Source organism: Bacillus sp. A01H (assembly GCF_045277205.1).
Taxonomy (GTDB): Bacteria; Bacillota; Bacilli; order Bacillales; family Bacillaceae_G; genus Bacillus_A; species Bacillus_A paranthracis.
Genome location: NZ_CP117702.1, coordinates 3,355,392 through 3,373,884 on the forward strand (window position 1 = coordinate 3,355,392; position 18,493 = coordinate 3,373,884).

Below are 18,493 nucleotides of genomic sequence, written 5' to 3' on the forward strand. Positions count from 1 at the left end.
ATTATATCGACGATTCGACAGAGAATATCGACTTACCGACAAATAACGACAACAAAAAAAGGTATGCAGCGCTAAACTGCATACCTTTTTTCGTTCACCAAAATATACCGATAATTGCTAATCCACCTAAAATCATACCACCAATTTGTCCAACGATTGCTGGTGATAGTTGAACACCTTTTCTCACTTCAACAACTGGTCTTTCGTGCCTTAGTTGCTGCACTTCGCTTTGCAATTGATGTACACTTCCGTGCAATTCTTTAATTAACTCCTTTAATTCAGCGACCTCTTCATTTACTGGTTTTGCTTTTTCTAAATTCATCTCACATAGCTCCTTATCAATGCAATCAGTACACTGTAAAAATTCGCCAATTATTATTATATCTCCTGCATACTACATATATAATTTCGAATATACTTTCTAACCTTGTAGCTCTATCCATTCATCCCGCAATATCCCCATAATCATACGGTCAAAACACTTCCCATCTCTTTGAACTGCTTCTCTCATAGCTGTTAATTTAATCGTTTTATGTTGATAAAATTCATCGTCATTTCAAACTCCCCCTTTTTTAATAACGGGGATACTTATTTTAGCCTATTTATCCCCTTGTTCCATAAACTGCTTTATAAACGGGATACTTACAATAAGCGCTGACATTGGTACATCTCCTCTACACGAAATTAACTTCATTGTATAATTTTTCGTTTATTCTAACAATAATAAAAAGCCCTCCAAATTTAGAGGGCCTTCCCTAATAGCAAAACTATATTATTTCGTAAACATTTTCTCCGCTTCATCCATTGCCATTTTGTTTCCTAAAGCAGAATAGTCAAGCCATGGTTGGTCATTGATAATGTATACGTGCTTGCCTTTAACTGCTTTTAAGTCTTTCCAGATTGGTGTTTCTTGAAGTTGTTTAAATGCAGCTTTTGCTTTATCGTCTCTGTTTACAACAACGAAAATAGCATCTGCATCAAAGTCAGGTAATACTTCTTGTGAAATGACTTCGAAAGGACGGTTTCCATCGATTTTCTCTACACCATTTGCAGGTTGTAATCCTAAGTCTTGGAATAAAATTGGTCCCATCGGTCTTTTCGTACTAAATACACGTAATTCTTTGGCAGTAACGCGAATTGCCATTACTTTTTCGTTATTACCTAGCTCTTTATCTATTAAACCTTTTACTCGTTTTGATTGCTCTTCGTAATCTTGAATATATTGATCCGCTTCTTTCTCACGGTTTACAAGTTTACCAACTTGTTTTAAATGGTCTCTCCACGTACCTTCATCTAAATTGAAAGTATGCGTTTTTGCAATTTTTTCGTATTTCGCTACATCTTTACCCGCGTATTTTTCATCCACATAAATGTCAGTAGGCTTTAATTGAAGTAATGCTTCCATATTCGGATCAGTTACAACACCCAGTTTCTTCGTATCTTTCAGTTGTTCTTTTGCGTGTGGTAAGAAATCTTTTAAATCTCCACCAATTACAGAACCTACTGGTGTAATTCCTAATGCAAGTAAATTATTTGTTAAATGAATAGACATTGAAGCAATTTTTGGGTCATTACTTTTTTCCGTTTTTTTCGTTGCCTCTTCATTAGATTTCGTTTGACCACATGCTGCTAATACTAAAATACACATGATGCTAAATAAAATAGTAAGTTTCTTTTTCATATGTTCTCCTCTTTGAAGTATTTATTTTGTTTTTGTAAGTAAATAAAGAAAATACGGTGCTCCTAATGCGGCCACTACTACACCAGCTGGAATAGAATTTGGCTCAAATATAGGACGACCTATCGTATCTGCTAGTACTAAAATAATCATTCCGATAATACCAGCCAGTGGAAGGAAATGTTGATAGGTAGTACCTACTAACTTTCTGGCGATATGCGGAGCAACTAAACCGATAAAACCAATCCCTCCTGCCATCGATACACTCCCGCAAGATAATCCAACCGCTGTAGCTAAAAGTAGTAACCGTTCTTTTTGAACAGAAACACCAAGTCCCGCTGCCACACTATCACCTAGTGACAATGCATTTAACGTTTTAGATTTTAACCATGCATACGGGGTAAGTATGAAAATCCAAGGTAATAATGCTAGGACATGAATCCAATCCCTTCCCCACACGTTACCAACTAGCCATCTAGAAGCGAATGTATACGTCTCATCATTTAACTTGAGAGAGAAAAATAACGAAATTGCACTAAAGCCAGCTGAAACAGCAATACCAACGAGAATAAGTCTAATGGGAAGTAAACCTTTCGAACGATCACTCGCAAGTAAAATAATAAGAAATGCAGCTAATACTCCTCCACCAAATGTAAATAACGGTATTAAAATCGATGCATTCTCATTAATAGAATGAAAGAAAGTAACGAATATAATTAGCCCGAAAGATGCACCTGAATGCAGTCCAAGAATACCAGGATCGGCCAACGCATTCCTTGATAACCCTTGCAAAATCGCACCGGAAATCCCAAGGCCAATACCAGCTAACATTGTGATTATAATTCTTGGCATACGATAATCGTATAGCACGGTTGCACTCTCAAAATCACCATGACCGAAAAGCGTTTGAATTACTTTGAGCGGTGCAATGCTAAGTGTCCCCGTATTTAAGCTAAGCAAAATGACAGCGATACTAATACAACCGAATATTGTAGTTACAGTAACGGCTCTCGTTTTATCTGTGTTTAAAATCTTCTTCACTTACAACTCCCTCCCAACTTTACGTGCTATATAGAGGAAGAACGGAACTCCAACAAGAGCCACCATAATTCCTATTGCAAGTTCTTTAGGAGGATTTACTGTTCTTGCCCCTAAGTCAGCTACAACTAATAACATGGCTCCTAAAAATGCTGACATAGGAATAATGAGTCGATAATTCACACCAACTAATTTTCTAGCAATATGCGGGATAACTAGTCCTACAAATCCAATAGAGCCAACAGCTGAAACAGAAACACCTGCTAGAATAACTACTATAATCATTCCAAGTATCCTCGTTCGATTCGTTTTCACACCTAAATTCGTAGCGACATCATCCCCCATTGATATGAGTGAAATAGACCGCCCTAAAATTGTCGCAAAAACAATTGTTATGAGAATAATGGGAACTAAAAATTTCAAGTGTTCCCACTTAACCCCTGCAACACCACCAGCGTACCAAAAAGCTAAATCTTGACTTAAGTCATAATAAATCGCAACACCTGAACTTAACGAATGTAAAAGCGCAGCCATAACAGCCCCAGCGATCGTTAATCTCATCGGTGTTAATCCGCCTGATGTTGCTGATCCGATAATAAAAATGAGCACTGTACTTAAGACTGCTCCAATAAAGGAGACAATCATTAAATAGGAATACGGCATATGCGGGAAAAAGGCAAAACTAAGTGCTACTACAAACATCGCACCTGCATTTATACCCAGCACACCTGCATCCGCTAAAGGATTTCGTGTTACTCCTTGCATAACAGCTCCAGCCACTGCAAAAGCCGCTCCTACAACTGCTGCACCGATTACCCTTGGGAGTCTTAATTCATAAATAATTTGGTGCTGTATTAATTTCGGATTATAATCAAAAACCGCTGTCCATACGGTTTGTAAATGGATATCCTTTGCACCAAATGCAACAGCTAAAAATATAGAGCCGATTAAAAATAAAATTGTTAAGCTCATGAAACATATGAACTTAATATGTAGCCAGCGATTATTGCCAGCATATACAGCAGGCTTATGTAACATGTTTCATTTCATCCTTTATATTCAGTTGTTTTTTATAATTATTTTTTATTTGTAATTATTATTGATAATAATTATCATTTTCATTTAGATATTATATCGCCACTTTTTTTAAATAGCAAACTATTTTTTCACTTCGCTAAATATTAAAATACTTATTACAATTCCCTTCCAAAACTTACAAATACACGCAAAATAGACCTACTAGCTTATTTTTAAAAGTGTAGTATACTTAATCATTATTTTGAGTTTTCAAATAAAAATATCTAAGGTGATGCAATGTTATATATAAAACAACTACTACACTTCACTTACGAGCAAGCATTATCTTGCTTATTCCCAGTCGTTATTTTCTTAACACTAGCCCTTTCAAAAATCGTTTCGATCCCAGGGTTATACCGCTACGATTTCATACTCATCGTATGCCTTCTTATGCAGTGGGTTATGTACAAGACTGGCCTTGAGACGAAAGACGAATTAAAAGTAATTACTGTCTTCCACCTCATCGGCCTTTTACTAGAAATATATAAAGTTCATTTCGGTTCATGGAGTTATCCGGAAGAGGCATATTCAAAGGTTTTTGGAGTTCCACTTTACAGCGGCTTTATGTATGCAAGTGTTGCAAGTTACATATGCCAAGCGTGGAGAAGACTACATTTACAAATGTATCATTGGCCGAAAGCTATTTTTGTAATACCTCTAGGAGCAATGATTTACTTCAATTTTTTCACACATCATTTTCTATACGATTTTAGATGGTTCTTAACGTTACTTCTATTCATCGTTTTCTTTCGAACATTTGTGGAATTTTCATTACGAGGCGTTACATATAAAATGCCGCTCGTTCTCGCCTTTTTTCTTATCGGATTCTTTATTTGGATTGCAGAAAACATCGCAACATTTTTCGGTGCATGGCAATATCCAAACCAACGGGAAGCTTGGAATCTCGTTCACTTAAGTAAAATCAGCTCATGGTTTTTACTCGTTGTCATTAGCATTATGATTGTTACACAACTCAAACATTTGAAGCAGTTGAAAAGATAATACTGATTATATAAAATAGTTAGCCCATCACTCATTAGGGGGTGATGGGCTTTTTTTAGTAATGTTTTTTAAACCATCCTTATCAAAGGAGTTATAATTTACAACAGCATAAACAGTTACACATTATGAACTACTACTAGCTGAAGATGTTGCTACAGATGAAGCGGCAATCGTTGCCATTATAGCTGCCTGTTGTGCTTGGATGAGGACTTCTATCATTGTTTGTAAACCTGTGTTGGTAGCTTTACTTTCCTCACCTTTCTGACTTACGAACAGTTGAATAGCAATAAGAATATTCGTATCTGTATGCCAACGGAATAATTTCTCTCCCTGCAATTTTTCAATCAACGCTTTAATAGAATGAATCTCTTTTTCTCCATCCTCAAGTAACGCTAATAGCCCGATTGCTGGGTAATGCATCTGTTTCACTTTTACCTTTTCTTGCTTTAACAAATTCCATATGTTTGTGCATGTTGCAACTAATATTTCTTCCCTGACATCCTTCTTTAGTGAAAGAATATGGCTTAGAAATTGGAGGTCATTCCCTTTGCGCAAGCCAGCTTTTGCTAGTTTCTGATAAAGACGCTCCACTCGGTCCATAAGTGTTTCTACATGCTCTGATTGTCCTGCTAATAAAACGGAGAGCGGATAATCATTTGTACCTGTTAGGAAAAGATGATCCTCTTTCATACGTTTATATACTTGCATTGAACGCTGAATGTGCGTGCCATGATGCTCATTATCTTCTGTTAAAAGCACAGCTGCTGCAAGATAAGTAAATATACTGCGACTAAAGCCACCAGCGACCAATTGTTCATATAAGTCTAAAAACTCTCGAAAAGCTTTCTTATAATCTGTAAAGTGAATATCTAATGTTGCGGCCACTACAAAGCGATGATAAGACTTTAAGTATGAAAACATCCCTACCTCATTCTTAATATAACTACTAATTTCTAAAAAACGTCCGAGATCAAGCAATTTATCACTACTTGCATACATAGCAGCAATCATCATTCCTGTTCGAGAATCACTCGTTTTCCATTTTAGTTCTCCCTTTAACTGTGAATATGTATGTATATATTGCTCTAGCTTTTGTTCTAATGTAATCATAGTATTCACCCCTATTTCTAGTTCCTCTCTATTATTATACGCATATTCCATATTTAGGAATACTATAATTAATAATCCATCATAAAAATAATATTTTTTTATCCTTATATATTGTTTTTCTCCCTTCTTCATCAGCATCACGATGATAATCCCTAATCCTTCAAGAAGTTATACAAAAAAGGTAGATAATAATTTATCTACCTTTTTTTGTATATATTATTTAACATTACACCTGTATTGCTCGTTATATGCAATTAAGACTAAAGAGCTTTAATAATACGTTCCATCGCCTTCATCTGACCAATATGATCTGCTTCATGATAAAGCATCATACCGTAAAGCTCACCAACTGTTTCTAGTCCTAGGAACGGCTCTGGCAGTTTATTTTCAAATGCTTCTGCTGGAATTTCTTTAATACGTTTTGCTTGTTCTTTTAATTGAACCGTTAACACTTCTAACGATGGTCCTGCTGTTGTCCATTTAGATGGTCTTGATCCATATCCAAACATACCTGGATATTCCGTTGGTAATTGTTTAAATTCTTTTCCAAACATGAAAACTTCTGCTGCCGTTAACACATGACCGATATGCCAGCGAATTGTATTGTTAAAACCCTTTGGCTGCGTATCTGCAGTTTTATCATCTAGCGTCTCCATAAATGTAAGTAACGCACCGCGCGTTATTTCAAATTGTTTTAAGCCAACTAGTCTATTCATTTTATCGTTCCCCTTCTTCATGTACCATTTATTATGAACTAAGAATGTTCAACTTATTAAAGTTTTACCTTGTTTAATCTATCAGAAACAAATAAGAAATACATCTAATATGCTTATTAAAAATAATAAAAAGGTTCACTCCTCGTAAATATAGAATTACTTACTATGTAAATAAAGGAGGAGTGTACTTGCATGTTACATATTTTAAAACAACAATATAATCTTATTAGCTCTACAAGAGAAACTCTATTTTCGTTTTTGGAAGAAATCCCACTAAAAAAATTACATAGCACTATTCCGAATTTCGGGAGCGGTAGCATTATAAAGACACATATTCATGTAGCCGATTGCTACCGATACTGGCTTGGATCATTCGCATTCAAGCAAAAACGGGCAGATTTTTCATTTGCTAGCGATTATGAAATTGAGCATGCAGATGTCACGAAAGTCCGTGCTAGATTTAAGTTAGTAGATGAAACTGTACAACGCTTTTTAGATGAATACAATGACCGATGGCTCGACAATATAGCAAATGAAGTAAAATGGCAAAAAGAACCTTGGAGTACAACGCCGCTATGGCTTTTAACTCATACGGAGACGCATGAGTTTCACCATAAAGGACAAATTGTATCTATGGCTAGACACCTTGGATATGTTCCTCCTGATACAGACCTGATTAGTTGATATCAAAAAGCTTAGGATGAATACAAATCGAGCATGTTTTGAAAACCAATCAAAACATGCTCTTAAAATATTCTACCTTACAATCTCCATATCCTCATCAATACCAAATAGTCTCGGCATAATTATAAGCATCACTATTTGGTATAGCATGTTTCCCTTGTGCTTGTGCCTTTCTTGGATCTAAATCATATACCATTGGTGTATAGCATGATGTTTGCCCTTTATTTACAACACCATTTCCTCCAGCACTTCCGCAAGTATATGCCTTTCCATCTGTTTTTCTAACAATTCTTGCATCAGCTTCGTTATTATAAACTGCCAGGCGAGTTACAGTAACTTTTGCCCATGCTGTTTTACACGTCGTGCTAAATTTTAATTCCACATAAGAATTTGAATCAATCCACTTCTTCTCTTTCGTTACTGCGGATTGATCACAGCTATTATAATAAGGACTTTTCCCATCATATGAGTGGTCTTCTGCGTATGCTTTATCGCTATTAGTCGTACTAAACATACTAGTTACAACGAGTAAAGATAACAATAAACATGCACTCACCTTTTTTAATAGCTCCATATAATTTCACTCCTTTATTAATAACGTGCTGTTTTCCCGTAACCGTTATTAAACGTAACTGCTTCAGCATCTGCTGTGTATCCGAAATCAGCAGTTAAATCAAATACCATTCCTGTATAAGTACTCGTTTGACCAGTTTTAATTGTGCCATTTCCTTGATTGGAAGTGACTGATTTTTGAAACACACCATTTTTGTATTTATTCACAACAGCGTACGCATACACTCCTCCTGAAACAGCTGGTGCTGGTTGATCTAAAACAAACTTAGCCCAAGCTGCATGACATTTATTACTGTAACGTAAATACACTGTCCCTACTTTTTTACTACCTTCGTATACCGCTGTAGACTTTGCATTAAATCCATCTGCATCACACGTTGTACTTCCCCCGTATACTTTCGTTGTTGCTGGATTTTTCCCGTCATAATAACTACTCAGATCGGTAGCTGCAAATGTACTTCCTTGAAAACTAAATAATACCCCTACACTCGCTACACTTAACACACATACTTTCATTAACTTTTTAAACATTGTAAATCTCCCCCCCCAAAATAAGTACGTATATCTATCCCTATGTACGCCCCTCCTTTCATGCTGCCTAGAGGCATCTTACAGAAACGAATAAAAGTTGTAAATTCCCTTACGATTATTGGAATATACGAAGAAATTTACTTACCCTTGTAAGAAAAAAAGTTGAGAAATACACATTTGAAAACATCCTTTATTTAAAACATAAAGAACCGATACTCGTTTCATGCAAGCATCGATTCTCAATACAAAATTACCATTTCTTCTTTTATAGAAAATAAATATTTCTCCACTTAATCCGTTGTAAAAAACTCCCTCGTCACATCAATAAATTGCTGCAGTGACACTGTCATCCATTTATCTTTATGCCAAGCAATTTGTGTGAAAATTGGATTGATAGTATTTTCTAGATGTAACTCTTTTATCGTCCCCTCTCGTATATCTTTTTCTACTACTATCGCCGGTAAAACGGCTATACCTAAATCTGCAATAACACATTGTTTTATTGCCTCTACACTAACAAACTCAATCTTATTTGCTGGATACACATCTTGGATGCGAAATAACTCTTCAAATAAAGTCCGATATGAGCACCCTAGTTCTGTTAATAAAAGTGTTTCCGTCTCTAAATCTTTTATCGAAACAGAAGTTTGCTGGAGTAAATGATGCCCTGGAGCAGCTACTACTTTTAATTCTTCTTTCATAAGCGGCTCAACATGTAAAGCATCTTCTGTTTTACATTCATCCAAAATAAATGCAAGATCGACTTTTCCTTCCATCAATTGTTCCTTCGCATCTTTATTGGAATGTGCGGGTTTAAATATAAGTTTTATTTGAGGAAATTGTGCTTTAAATCTCTTTAATATAGAAGGAAGTCTATATGTACATTGGCTTTCTTGCGCACCAATCGTTAACGTACCAGCTATTTCTTCATCATCTTTCACAGCCGTCTTCGCTTCGTTACTAAGTGCGATTATCTTGTCCGCGTATAGTTGAAACTTTCTTCCTGCTTCGGTTAAGAAAAGACGTTTCCCTAATCTTTCAAATAACGGCGTACCTAGCTCAGTTTCTAACGTTTTAATTTGCGCCGTTACGCTTGATTGAGCAAAGTTTAATTTCTTCGCAGTTTGGGTAAAGTTCAAAGTGTCCGCGGCGATTTTAAAGGTAATTAATTGTTTTATCTCCATTTATCATCCCTCTTTTCAATCGGAATTCCCGATTGATTTCATCGAAATAATCCTCTTTGTCTATTGATATTTGTATTGTATGATAAAGAGCATCGACAAACAATATAATGGAGGTATTCCATATGAAAGCACTTTGTTTCGAACAGTTTGGAAGTCCAGATGTACTACAATATAAAGAAATACATGATCCAATCATAAATCCAAATGAAATTCTTCTCCGTACAAAAGCAATTGGATTAAACTTTGCTGATATTTACAGACGCCGCGGTGATTATCATCTTGCTGGCAATCCACCTTATATATTAGGTTATGAAGGGGCTGGTATTGTTGAAGAGGTAGGAGCTAACGTTACAAATATCAATCCTGGAGACCGTATTGCATTTACTGATGTTCCATTTGCAAATGCAGAATTAGTTGCCGTTCCATCAGAAAAAGCAATCCCGCTTCCAGATTCAATTTCTTTTGAAACAGCCGCTTCTGTCTTATTGCAAGGCTTAACAGCACATTATTTAACGAAAGATAGCTATCAAATAAAACAAAGTGATATAGCTTTAGTGCACGCTGCAGCTGGCGGTGTTGGGCAACTTCTTATTCAAATGATTAAACTGCTAGGCGGAAAAGTAATCGGCCTAACTTCATCAAACGAAAAAGGAAAAGTAGCCACATTAGCTGGTGCCGATCACATATTTTTATATACGGAATCATGGGCTACGAAAGTACTTGAAATAACAAATGGTACCGGGGTAAATGTTGTATATGAATCAGTAGGCTCTACACTTGAGGAAAGTTTTAACGCTACTAAAGTTGGTGGTACTGTTGTATTTTTCGGAATGGCTGGCGGTAATCCTGCTCCCGTTGATCCGCGTATGCTTATGGATACTTCAAAAACTTTAACTGGCGGAGACCTTTGGAACGTGCTTACTACTTTTGAAGAACGAAAAAAACGCTCTACTCAATTATTTGATTGGATCGCTACTGGAAAATTAAACATTGCAAGTCCTACTACATTCTCTTTACAAGACGGTGCCCGTGCTCATAAATTATTAGAGAGCAGAAAAAGTACAGGGAAGATTTTATTGATTCCATAATTCACAAAATGAAAAGGAATCTAGGTTAAGTTTTATGAAAACCTATAGTAAAAAAAGTTGATAAATGAAAGGACATAACTAATACGTTATGTCCTTTCTTCTTCAAAACGCTCGGATAATTTTCGATCTCTTTTCTCAATTAAAAGCATATGTTTTTTATTTGTATATCGCTAGGAAATTATCACTTTATTTATGAATAAGGCTACGTACCGATTTAAACTAAAAACTAGCTTTCGATCCTATAACAACAGTAGCATCTAATTCCTCATCTCGAGCTACTTTCGTGGTAAGCCCAGCACCAGCAAAGATTTCAAAGGTCTGATTTGCCTGCATTTCGCTCGTCTCTATTAAAAGATGACCTCCAGGTGCTAGCCAGAGAAATGCTTCTTTCGCTACTCTTCGCTGAATGTCAAGTCCATCCTCTCCCCCATCAAGCGCCACCTTTGGTTCATGTAGGCGAGCTTCCTGTGGGAGCAGTTTTATTGCATCAGTAGGAACATAAGGTGCGTTTGCAAGTATGGTCTTCACGTTGCCTTTAAGTGAATGAGGCAACGATTTATACAAATCACCTTCAAAAACATGGCCACCGAAACTCGTTACATTGCGGCTTGCACATCGTACCGCAATAGGGTCAATATCAACACAATATAATTCAACTCTTCCTAAAGCTGCCGCTAGAGCTGCACCGACAGCACCTGAACCACAACAGAGATCAACGACAATATCACCAAAACATGACAGCGCTTCTGCTTGGTGAACAAGAAACTCGGTTCGTTGACGAGGCACAAAAACACCCCGCTCCACTTCTATCCGCATCCCACAAAATTTTGCGTATCCAACAACATATTCAAGTGGTAAACCATCGGCTCGCATTTCCACCATTCTCTTGAGGTCCTCTGGAGTTTGGGCTACTGAAATAAGTAACCTGGTCTCTTCTTCTGCGAAAACACACCCCGCGCTCTGAAGCCTGTTAATTATACATTTTTCTGTTTTATTGTCCAAAAAGGAATTACATTCTTTTCCTATTTACCTCACCACTTTTCTTATTTATAACCCTGTATTCGCTAAAAATTGGATGTATCCTTTTTAACAAAGTGGTCCTATTCAAAAAAATACGCCCTTATTCAATTAAATGACCCAATTGTTGAACAAAGAAACATTCTACACATTAAAAACAAAATCATAATATAAAGATACAATACTTCAAATGATGCACTAAAAAATAAAAAGGAAGCTAGATTTTACTAACTCCCTTTTCTTATATCTATTTGAGATAGGATTATATTTTCACACTTTCTTTCCCTTTTGCAACATAGCTCATATCTCCAACTGACTCGACTGTATATGTTCCATCTTGATATAAAATCTTCGTCACACTAGCATTTTCCACTCCAAGTTTTGTTTTACTACTGTCTAGCATTTCTATTAAGGTAGTAATCAACAGCCCATGAACAACAACTAAAACGTTACCGCCGCCATCTTTAGCTACTTCTTCACTAATATTATCTATCTCTGCTTTTATACGAGTAGAAAATAATTCCCAATCTTCCGCCTGTTTCGTAGGATCTGCTGCTCTAATAAGATCAATAACTTCTTGAATAGAAAACTTCATAAGTTCTTCTGGTGATGCAACGCCTGCAGCTTTTCCAACCGCATCCCACATATTATCAAGTTTTTCACCTTCAAAAATACCAAAATTTAATTCTCGTAATTTTTTTCTTTGCTCAAGTTTCAATTTTGATTGCTCACTATATTTTAATACTAAATTAGCAGTTTCAATCGCGCGGCCGCTATCACTACTATACGCACTTGTAAAATGAATATCTTTTAATCCCGTTCCTAAATTAGAGGCAACTTCCACACCTTTTTCTACTAACGGAGAGTCTGCCCAACCTTGCGCGCGATGGTTCGTATTTAATATTGTTTTACCATGTCTTGTAACATATAACGTAACTACGTTGCTATCTGTTTCTCGATTCTTCATTCTTTTTTCTCTCCCTTTACATTTCTATCTCAATTTTAACACCTCAATTATTCATTGAGCAAAATATATGTAAGTAGCTTCGCTTAATAAAAAACGCTACCTTTCTGTATATCCATACAAAAAGATAGCGTCTTTTATGATTATATTTCTTAACCGATACTCCTACTCAGCAAATGCACTCGAATATTGTACAACTCCTTCTACACTCTCAAGAGCATTCTCTGTTAATTCCATTACCATAAACACTTCTTCAGGCACTTCAAATGGTGCTTTTATATTCCACTCACTGGCTTTCTTAAAACCAAATTTCGGATAGTACTCTGGATGTCCTAATACTACAACTGATCCGTATCCAAGTTCTTTCGCTTTTTCTAACGCAGCTACTATAAGCTTTCCACCAATTCCTTTTTTCTGATATCCCGTAGCAACTGATACTGGTGCAAGCGCTAATGAATCTACAGAAGCTCCATCTTGTTCTATCGTAATTTTAGATAACATAATATGACCGACTATTTCTTCATCTACTGCAACGATTGATAACTCTGGAATAAATGCGTCAGACTCTCTAATACGTTTTACAAGTTCATGTTCCTTTTTATCACTAAATTCTTCATTTAAAAATGCTTGTTGTACAACTTCTTCCGTTTTTCTATAATCGGTTTGTCGTTCTTGTCTAATCGTTACCACTCTGGATTACCCTCTATTCTTTCTCATTTCTTTTTGAATTTTACGAAGTGCTTTTTTCGATCCCCGCTCAATATCATGTTGCATTTTTCTTTCTTTATAATCGACAAATAGCGTATTTAAATCGTATCCCTCTGGATATAATTCTTTTGCTGATACCTCTAAAGTAATACGTTTTACATTCACTTCAATGAATTCACCGTTATAATATACAACGACATTATAGAAGTTATCTTTTTCCTTATAGATGATACCAAAATCATCATGATCCAATAAATTTACACGGTCGCCAATTTTATACTCGTAATGATTTTCTCTTTTTTCTTGCAGGAATTTCGGCTTTCTAATTTTACTTTCATTCACTTTTTCTAAAGTATATTCTTTATTTTCCATGTACTCTTTCGCTCTTTTCAGTACACGTTCTCTTACGTTCATTTTATTTGCAATCCAAAGTGCATTACTTTCACCTGATTTACCGATCACTAATTTATAAAGCGGTTCTAGCGTCTCACTATTAAATTGCATGGCTGCGTTCATGAAATCATCGTGCATTTCTGAGAAGCGTTTAATTTCACCGTAATGCGTACTCGCAACTGTAATACATCCTGCAAGATAAAACTCCTCTAAAATAGAAATTGCAAGTGCTGCTCCTTCATTCGGTTCAGTCCCGCTTCCTATTTCATCAAATAATAGCAACGTATTATTATTTGACATCCTCATAATCTCAGATAAATTTTTCATATGTGATGAAAATGTACTTAGTGCATTTTCGATACTTTGATTATCACCAATATCTACAAATACATTTTCGAAAATAGCAATTTCTGTTTCTTTATCTCCGGCAATATGCAAACCTGACATTGTCGCTAATGTTAACAATCCAATCGTCTTTAACACAATTGTCTTCCCGCCCGCATTCGGCCCTGTAATAATTAAACTACGATAGTTTTGACCGATTTCAAAGTTTAATGGTACTACTTTTCCACTTAAAAGCGGATGCTTACAATTTACTAAATGAACGTAGCCATGATCATTTAACTTCGGCTCTATTCCATCAATCGATTTACTAAACTTCGCTTTCGCAAACACCATATCATACTGACTAATTAATTCCATATTAATTTTTATATGATATATATTTTCTACTACCATTCCTGATAAAGTCGCTAAAATTTGATATTCTTCCATCGCTTCTTCTGCTTTCAAACTTGCCAGTTCCGCATTTAACTTTGTAACCGTATGCGGTTCTATAAATACAGTAGAACCTTTAGCCGACGCTTCAACAATACTTCCGGCAACTTGATTTTTATAAGAAGATTTAATCGGAATCGTATAACGATCATCTTTTTTACTAATAAAGAACTCCTGAATATACTTCTTATTTGCACTGCTATTTAAAAACTTCGTTAAACGTTCTTTTATTTTCCCATCTACCGAATCCATATTATTTCGAATTCGTTTTAACTCTTTACTAGCGGCAGAATCAATACTATTACCTTTTATTGAAAAATTAATTTCCTCTTCAATACTTTTAAATTCAGTCATTGAATTTGCATAAGAAGCTAATACTGGCGCAAAAAATTCTTTATCTAACATAAACTTTTTAATCTTTCTACATCCGCGTAAAAAGTCTGAAACACTTACTAACTCTTCTGGATCTAAAATCATTCCTTTTTCTAATTTTTGAATTGTACTAGCAATATTTGAAATACCGAAAAAAGGAACATGCCCTTCTGCATCTAATATAGCTCGCGCTTCGGTTGTTTCATTCAATCGATTCCTTACTACTTTTATACTTGCACTCGGCTCTAATTTATTTATTAATTCTTTTCCTAATCCACTTACACAATAAGATTTCACTATATCCTTTAATTCGTTATATTGTAACTTTTCAAAAGTCATCGTATTCATTTTGTTTCTCCTCACTATGATTGATTTCTATCATAAATGAAGATACCTACTCATTAGATTCCAATGAGTTCTACATTATTCAATTACCATTTTTAACATTAAAAATATACACAAAAAAGCTGCGGGGATACCGCAGCTTTTACATTTACAAAGCATGAGTAATAACATATGGGGAAATAAACCATAAAAAACGGATGGCAATCCCCTTATTACACGCTTTATAAAGTATTGTAGGTATCTTCATAGGTATCGAAATAAATCCATGACAAAATTAGGGGTATGGTATACATAAAAATCCCCTGTTCTTATCCGATTTATTTCATTCAATTTTTCCTATTTAGTACCTACCGCACTCACAAAAAGCACCTCTCATTATTTTATATTATGGTCATTGAAATCTAATTTACTGAAATCATCATACTATATGTATAGCAAGAAGTAAAGGTGTCATACTTTAGTCGTACGCACATATGCAGATGTTTCCTCTTGCGATATTAGATACAATATATATAAATCGTTTAACGGAGGGGTTTCTATGACAGACTTTCAAAAACAATTTTTCGCACGATTACATATAGAAGAAAAAGACAAAGTTTCATTTGAAGATTTACCTAACATTATGTACGCGATGGCACAAACTGTCCCATTTGAAAACTTAAATGTTCTCGAAAAGAATTTTAAGGAAATATCAAAAGAAAATCTAAAAGAAAAAATTTTAGTAAACACTCGTGGTGGTCTTTGTTATGAACTCAATCCTACTATGTATCACTTCCTTAAAGACGCTGGATTCGATGTTCATCTCGTTTCAGGAACAGTGTATAACGCTGCAAATTCTATATGGGCTGTTGATTCTGGCCATATCGCAACCGTTTTAACACATCATAATGAGCTTTATTTAATTGAAGTTGGATTCGGATCATACTTACCACTTGCACCTGTTCCTTTCTCAGGTGAAGTCATTCACTCCGTTACAGGAGATTATCGTATTCGTAAAGAAATGACCGAAAAAGGAAACTACATGTTAGAGATGCGTAAAAACAATGAGTTTTTGGATCAATCTTCTACTGATGATTGGACGTTAGGCTATGCATTTTATATAGAAGAAGTGGATGAAGAAAAAGCAAATGCAGCACAAAAAATTATCGTTGAACATGAGTGCTCACCATTTAACAAAGTACCTCTTATTGTAAAACTAACTGAAGATGGGCATGCCTCTTTAACGAAGGATAGTCTCACAATAGCGAAAAACGGTAAAAAAACGAAAGAAAAAGTTACAGATGGGCAATATAAAAACCTTTTACATTCAAAATTCGGAATTACATTATAATTTTTCAAGCCTTGCCTTTTAGCAAGGCTTTTTAATTTTCAGCAGGGATTTTTTGCAATTTGTTGTATTTCATAGTTATATAGAAATATAACTACATATTTAGAAAGGAAATGATTATGACAGAACTTAAAGATCGACTACAAGTAGATGAGAAAGAAAAATGGGATTTAACGGATATTTACGATACCATTGAAGATTGGGAAAGTGATTTTCATAAAATTGAAGTATTAACGAAAGAACTACACGAGTTTAATGGAAATATTCACGATGGCAATAGTTTATTAGCCTATTTAACAAAGAGTGAAGAAATTTCTAGCATCATATCTTTACTATTCGCTTATGCACGATTACAATCTGATCTTGATACACGCGATACTGACGCTCAATCTCTTGTCGATAAAGTAACACAATTACAAGTGAAAGTAAGTGCAGCTAAATCTTTCTTTTCTCCATTCTTACTTAGCGTAGATGAAAACACATTACACACTTACATAGAAGAAGCTGAAGGCTTACAATATTATAAAGAAGATTTATTTGAATTATACCGTTATAAAAAACACGTATTGAATAAGGACCAAGAAGAGATTTTATCACAAATGGGCGAAGCACTCTCCTCTCCGCAACATACATATGGCATGCTAAATAATGCAGATATACTATTTGGTGAAGTGACTACTAATGATGGAGAAAAAGTTACTTTAACACGAGGAATGTATGCAAAGTTAATAGAAGATGAGAACCGCGAAAAACGTAAAGAAGCCTATAAAGCTTATTACAAACCATACGTTCAATTAAAGAATTCTATCGCTTCTACTTTATCTGCAGCTATTAAAAATAATGTTACTGTTTCTAAGCTAAGAAAATATCCATCAGCGTTAGAGAAATCATTATTTGGCGACATGGTTCCGAAAGAAGTATATGAAAATTTAATTGAAACGACGAAAAAAAACATTCAATCTTTACATACATATAATGAACTTCGAAAAGAGAAATTAAATGTCGATGAACTAAGACAATATGACTTAAGTGTCGACTTAGTAAAAGGTGTAAAACAAGATATTCCATACGATAACGCGTTTGACATCATGATTGAATCACTAGCTCCTTTAGGTGAAGAATATATTGAAACATTAAAAAGCTTTAAAGATAAACGTTATATTGACGTAAGAGAAACGCCAGGAAAACGTTCCGGTGCTTATAACTTTGGTGTATACGGCGTTCATCCATTCATTCTTTTAAATCATCACGATGATTTAAATAGCCTTTTCACCCTTACTCACGAATGTGGGCATGGCATGCATACGCACTACTCACACGGATATCAACCAAGAATTTCTGCACACTATACTATTTTCGTCGCAGAAGTCGCTTCTACAGTAAATGAAGTGCTATTAATTCATCATTTATTAAAAGAAGCAAAAGATGCTAACGTGCGTAACCATTTAGTAAACCATTTCATTGAGAAATTTAAAGGCACTTTCTTTACACAAATCATGTTCGCTGAATTTGAAAAAATCACGCATGAAATGGCACAGCAAGGTAAACCATTAAATGCCCAAACCTTTAGCGAGGTTTACGAAAACTTGTTTAGAGAATATAATGGCGACTCCCTCGTATTTGACGAAGAAGTAAAATACGGATGGGCTAGAATACCGCATTTCTACCGTCCATTTTACGTATACAAATACGCAACTGGATTCGCTTCTGCAATCCAAATTGCTGATAAATTATTAAGCGGCGATCCAAATGCACAGAAAAACTATCTCGAATTCCTTAAAGGTGGAAGTTCAGATTATCCATTAAATCTACTGAAAAAAGCTGGCGTTGATTTAACTACGCCAGAACCGATTGAAAGTGCATTAAATCGTTTTAGTGAACTTGTTGAAGAGTTTTCAACTTTATAAAA

Annotated in this window: 18 protein-coding genes and 1 pseudogene; 5 read left to right on the forward strand and 14 right to left on the reverse strand. The window is 35.3% G+C overall.

Annotated features, from left to right (window positions below):
• Positions 1-94: 94 nt before the first annotated feature.
• From PSR14_RS17720 to PSR14_RS17740, 5 genes and pseudogenes are all read right to left on the reverse strand, one after another.
• On the reverse strand, positions 95-322 hold the full coding sequence (locus PSR14_RS17720; RefSeq protein WP_001047302.1) for a hypothetical protein: 228 nt from the start codon (positions 320-322) through the stop codon (positions 95-97).
• Positions 323-421: 99 nt separating this feature from the next.
• Positions 422-511: pseudogene (locus tag PSR14_RS17725) on the reverse strand (N-acetyltransferase); the annotation flags it as partial.
• Between the two features lie 261 nt (positions 512-772).
• Entirely contained in the window at positions 773-1,681 is a 909-nt protein-coding gene (locus PSR14_RS17730) for an iron-hydroxamate ABC transporter substrate-binding protein (RefSeq protein WP_000728196.1), read from the reverse strand.
• Positions 1,682-1,702: 21 nt separating this feature from the next.
• The gene (locus tag PSR14_RS17735) at positions 1,703-2,719 is read right to left on the reverse strand and encodes an iron ABC transporter permease (protein WP_098487400.1); all 1,017 of its coding nucleotides are present in this window, start codon (positions 2,717-2,719) and stop codon (positions 1,703-1,705) included.
• Complete coding sequence (locus tag PSR14_RS17740; protein WP_098487401.1) at positions 2,720-3,754, reverse strand: iron ABC transporter permease; 1,035 nt, start codon at positions 3,752-3,754, stop codon at positions 2,720-2,722.
• A 276-nt stretch (positions 3,755-4,030) separates the two neighbouring features.
• Here PSR14_RS17740 and PSR14_RS17745 point away from each other — a divergent pair, with 276 nt between their 5' ends.
• Complete coding sequence (locus tag PSR14_RS17745) at positions 4,031-4,795, forward strand: DUF817 domain-containing protein (protein ID WP_098487402.1); 765 nt, start codon at positions 4,031-4,033, stop codon at positions 4,793-4,795.
• A gap of 123 nt (positions 4,796-4,918) precedes the next feature.
• On the opposite strand, the gene PSR14_RS17750 is transcribed toward PSR14_RS17745, so the two are convergent.
• On the reverse strand, positions 4,919-5,956 hold the full coding sequence (locus PSR14_RS17750; RefSeq protein ID WP_061184754.1) for a DUF4003 domain-containing protein: 1,038 nt from the start codon (positions 5,954-5,956) through the stop codon (positions 4,919-4,921).
• A 209-nt stretch (positions 5,957-6,165) separates the two neighbouring features.
• Complete coding sequence (locus tag PSR14_RS17755; RefSeq protein ID WP_001997933.1) at positions 6,166-6,642, reverse strand: DinB family protein; 477 nt, start codon at positions 6,640-6,642, stop codon at positions 6,166-6,168.
• Positions 6,643-6,813: 171 nt separating this feature from the next.
• Here PSR14_RS17755 and PSR14_RS17760 point away from each other — a divergent pair, with 171 nt between their 5' ends.
• Positions 6,814-7,305: a DinB family protein gene (locus PSR14_RS17760; RefSeq protein ID WP_098487403.1), complete on the forward strand. Its 492-nt coding sequence runs from the start codon at positions 6,814-6,816 to the stop codon at positions 7,303-7,305.
• 97 nt (positions 7,306-7,402) lie between these two features.
• Here PSR14_RS17760 and PSR14_RS17765 read toward each other — a convergent pair whose 3' ends face one another.
• The 3 genes from PSR14_RS17765 to PSR14_RS17775 form a co-directional block, all read right to left on the reverse strand.
• Positions 7,403-7,879, reverse strand: coding sequence for a DUF2690 domain-containing protein (locus PSR14_RS17765; protein WP_000421718.1), 477 nt, complete (start codon positions 7,877-7,879; stop codon positions 7,403-7,405).
• Between the two features lie 17 nt (positions 7,880-7,896).
• Entirely contained in the window at positions 7,897-8,409 is a 513-nt protein-coding gene (locus tag PSR14_RS17770; RefSeq protein WP_000473749.1) for a YjfA family protein, read from the reverse strand.
• Positions 8,410-8,699: 290 nt separating this feature from the next.
• Positions 8,700-9,593 carry a LysR family transcriptional regulator gene (locus tag PSR14_RS17775; protein ID WP_074540709.1) on the reverse strand — a complete coding sequence of 298 codons (894 nt, stop codon included), beginning with the start codon at positions 9,591-9,593 and terminating at the stop codon, positions 8,700-8,702.
• Positions 9,594-9,715: 122 nt separating this feature from the next.
• On the opposite strand from PSR14_RS17775, the gene PSR14_RS17780 reads away from it, so the two are divergent.
• Positions 9,716-10,681 carry a quinone oxidoreductase gene (locus tag PSR14_RS17780; RefSeq protein WP_076856369.1) on the forward strand — a complete coding sequence of 322 codons (966 nt, stop codon included), beginning with the start codon at positions 9,716-9,718 and terminating at the stop codon, positions 10,679-10,681.
• A 219-nt stretch (positions 10,682-10,900) separates the two neighbouring features.
• On the opposite strand, the gene PSR14_RS17785 is transcribed toward PSR14_RS17780, so the two are convergent.
• From PSR14_RS17785 to PSR14_RS17800, 4 genes are all read right to left on the reverse strand, one after another.
• Positions 10,901-11,683: a putative protein N(5)-glutamine methyltransferase gene (locus PSR14_RS17785; protein ID WP_098487404.1), complete on the reverse strand. Its 783-nt coding sequence runs from the start codon at positions 11,681-11,683 to the stop codon at positions 10,901-10,903.
• Between the two features lie 277 nt (positions 11,684-11,960).
• Positions 11,961-12,665 carry a histidine phosphatase family protein gene (locus PSR14_RS17790; protein WP_098487405.1) on the reverse strand — a complete coding sequence of 235 codons (705 nt, stop codon included), beginning with the start codon at positions 12,663-12,665 and terminating at the stop codon, positions 11,961-11,963.
• 162 nt (positions 12,666-12,827) lie between these two features.
• Positions 12,828-13,352 carry a GNAT family N-acetyltransferase gene (locus PSR14_RS17795; protein WP_098487406.1) on the reverse strand — a complete coding sequence of 175 codons (525 nt, stop codon included), beginning with the start codon at positions 13,350-13,352 and terminating at the stop codon, positions 12,828-12,830.
• A gap of 6 nt (positions 13,353-13,358) precedes the next feature.
• Positions 13,359-15,260, reverse strand: coding sequence for an endonuclease MutS2 (locus PSR14_RS17800; protein WP_001095174.1), 1,902 nt, complete (start codon positions 15,258-15,260; stop codon positions 13,359-13,361).
• Between the two features lie 535 nt (positions 15,261-15,795).
• Between PSR14_RS17800 and PSR14_RS17805 the strand changes: the two genes are divergently transcribed.
• Together PSR14_RS17805 and pepF are read left to right on the forward strand one after the other, a co-directional pair.
• On the forward strand, positions 15,796-16,587 hold the full coding sequence (locus tag PSR14_RS17805) for an arylamine N-acetyltransferase (RefSeq protein WP_098487407.1): 792 nt from the start codon (positions 15,796-15,798) through the stop codon (positions 16,585-16,587).
• A 116-nt stretch (positions 16,588-16,703) separates the two neighbouring features.
• Positions 16,704-18,491, forward strand: a complete 1,788-nt coding sequence (pepF, locus tag PSR14_RS17810) for an oligoendopeptidase F (RefSeq protein ID WP_000137580.1) — start codon at positions 16,704-16,706, stop codon at positions 18,489-18,491.
• Positions 18,492-18,493: the final 2 nt, after the last annotated feature.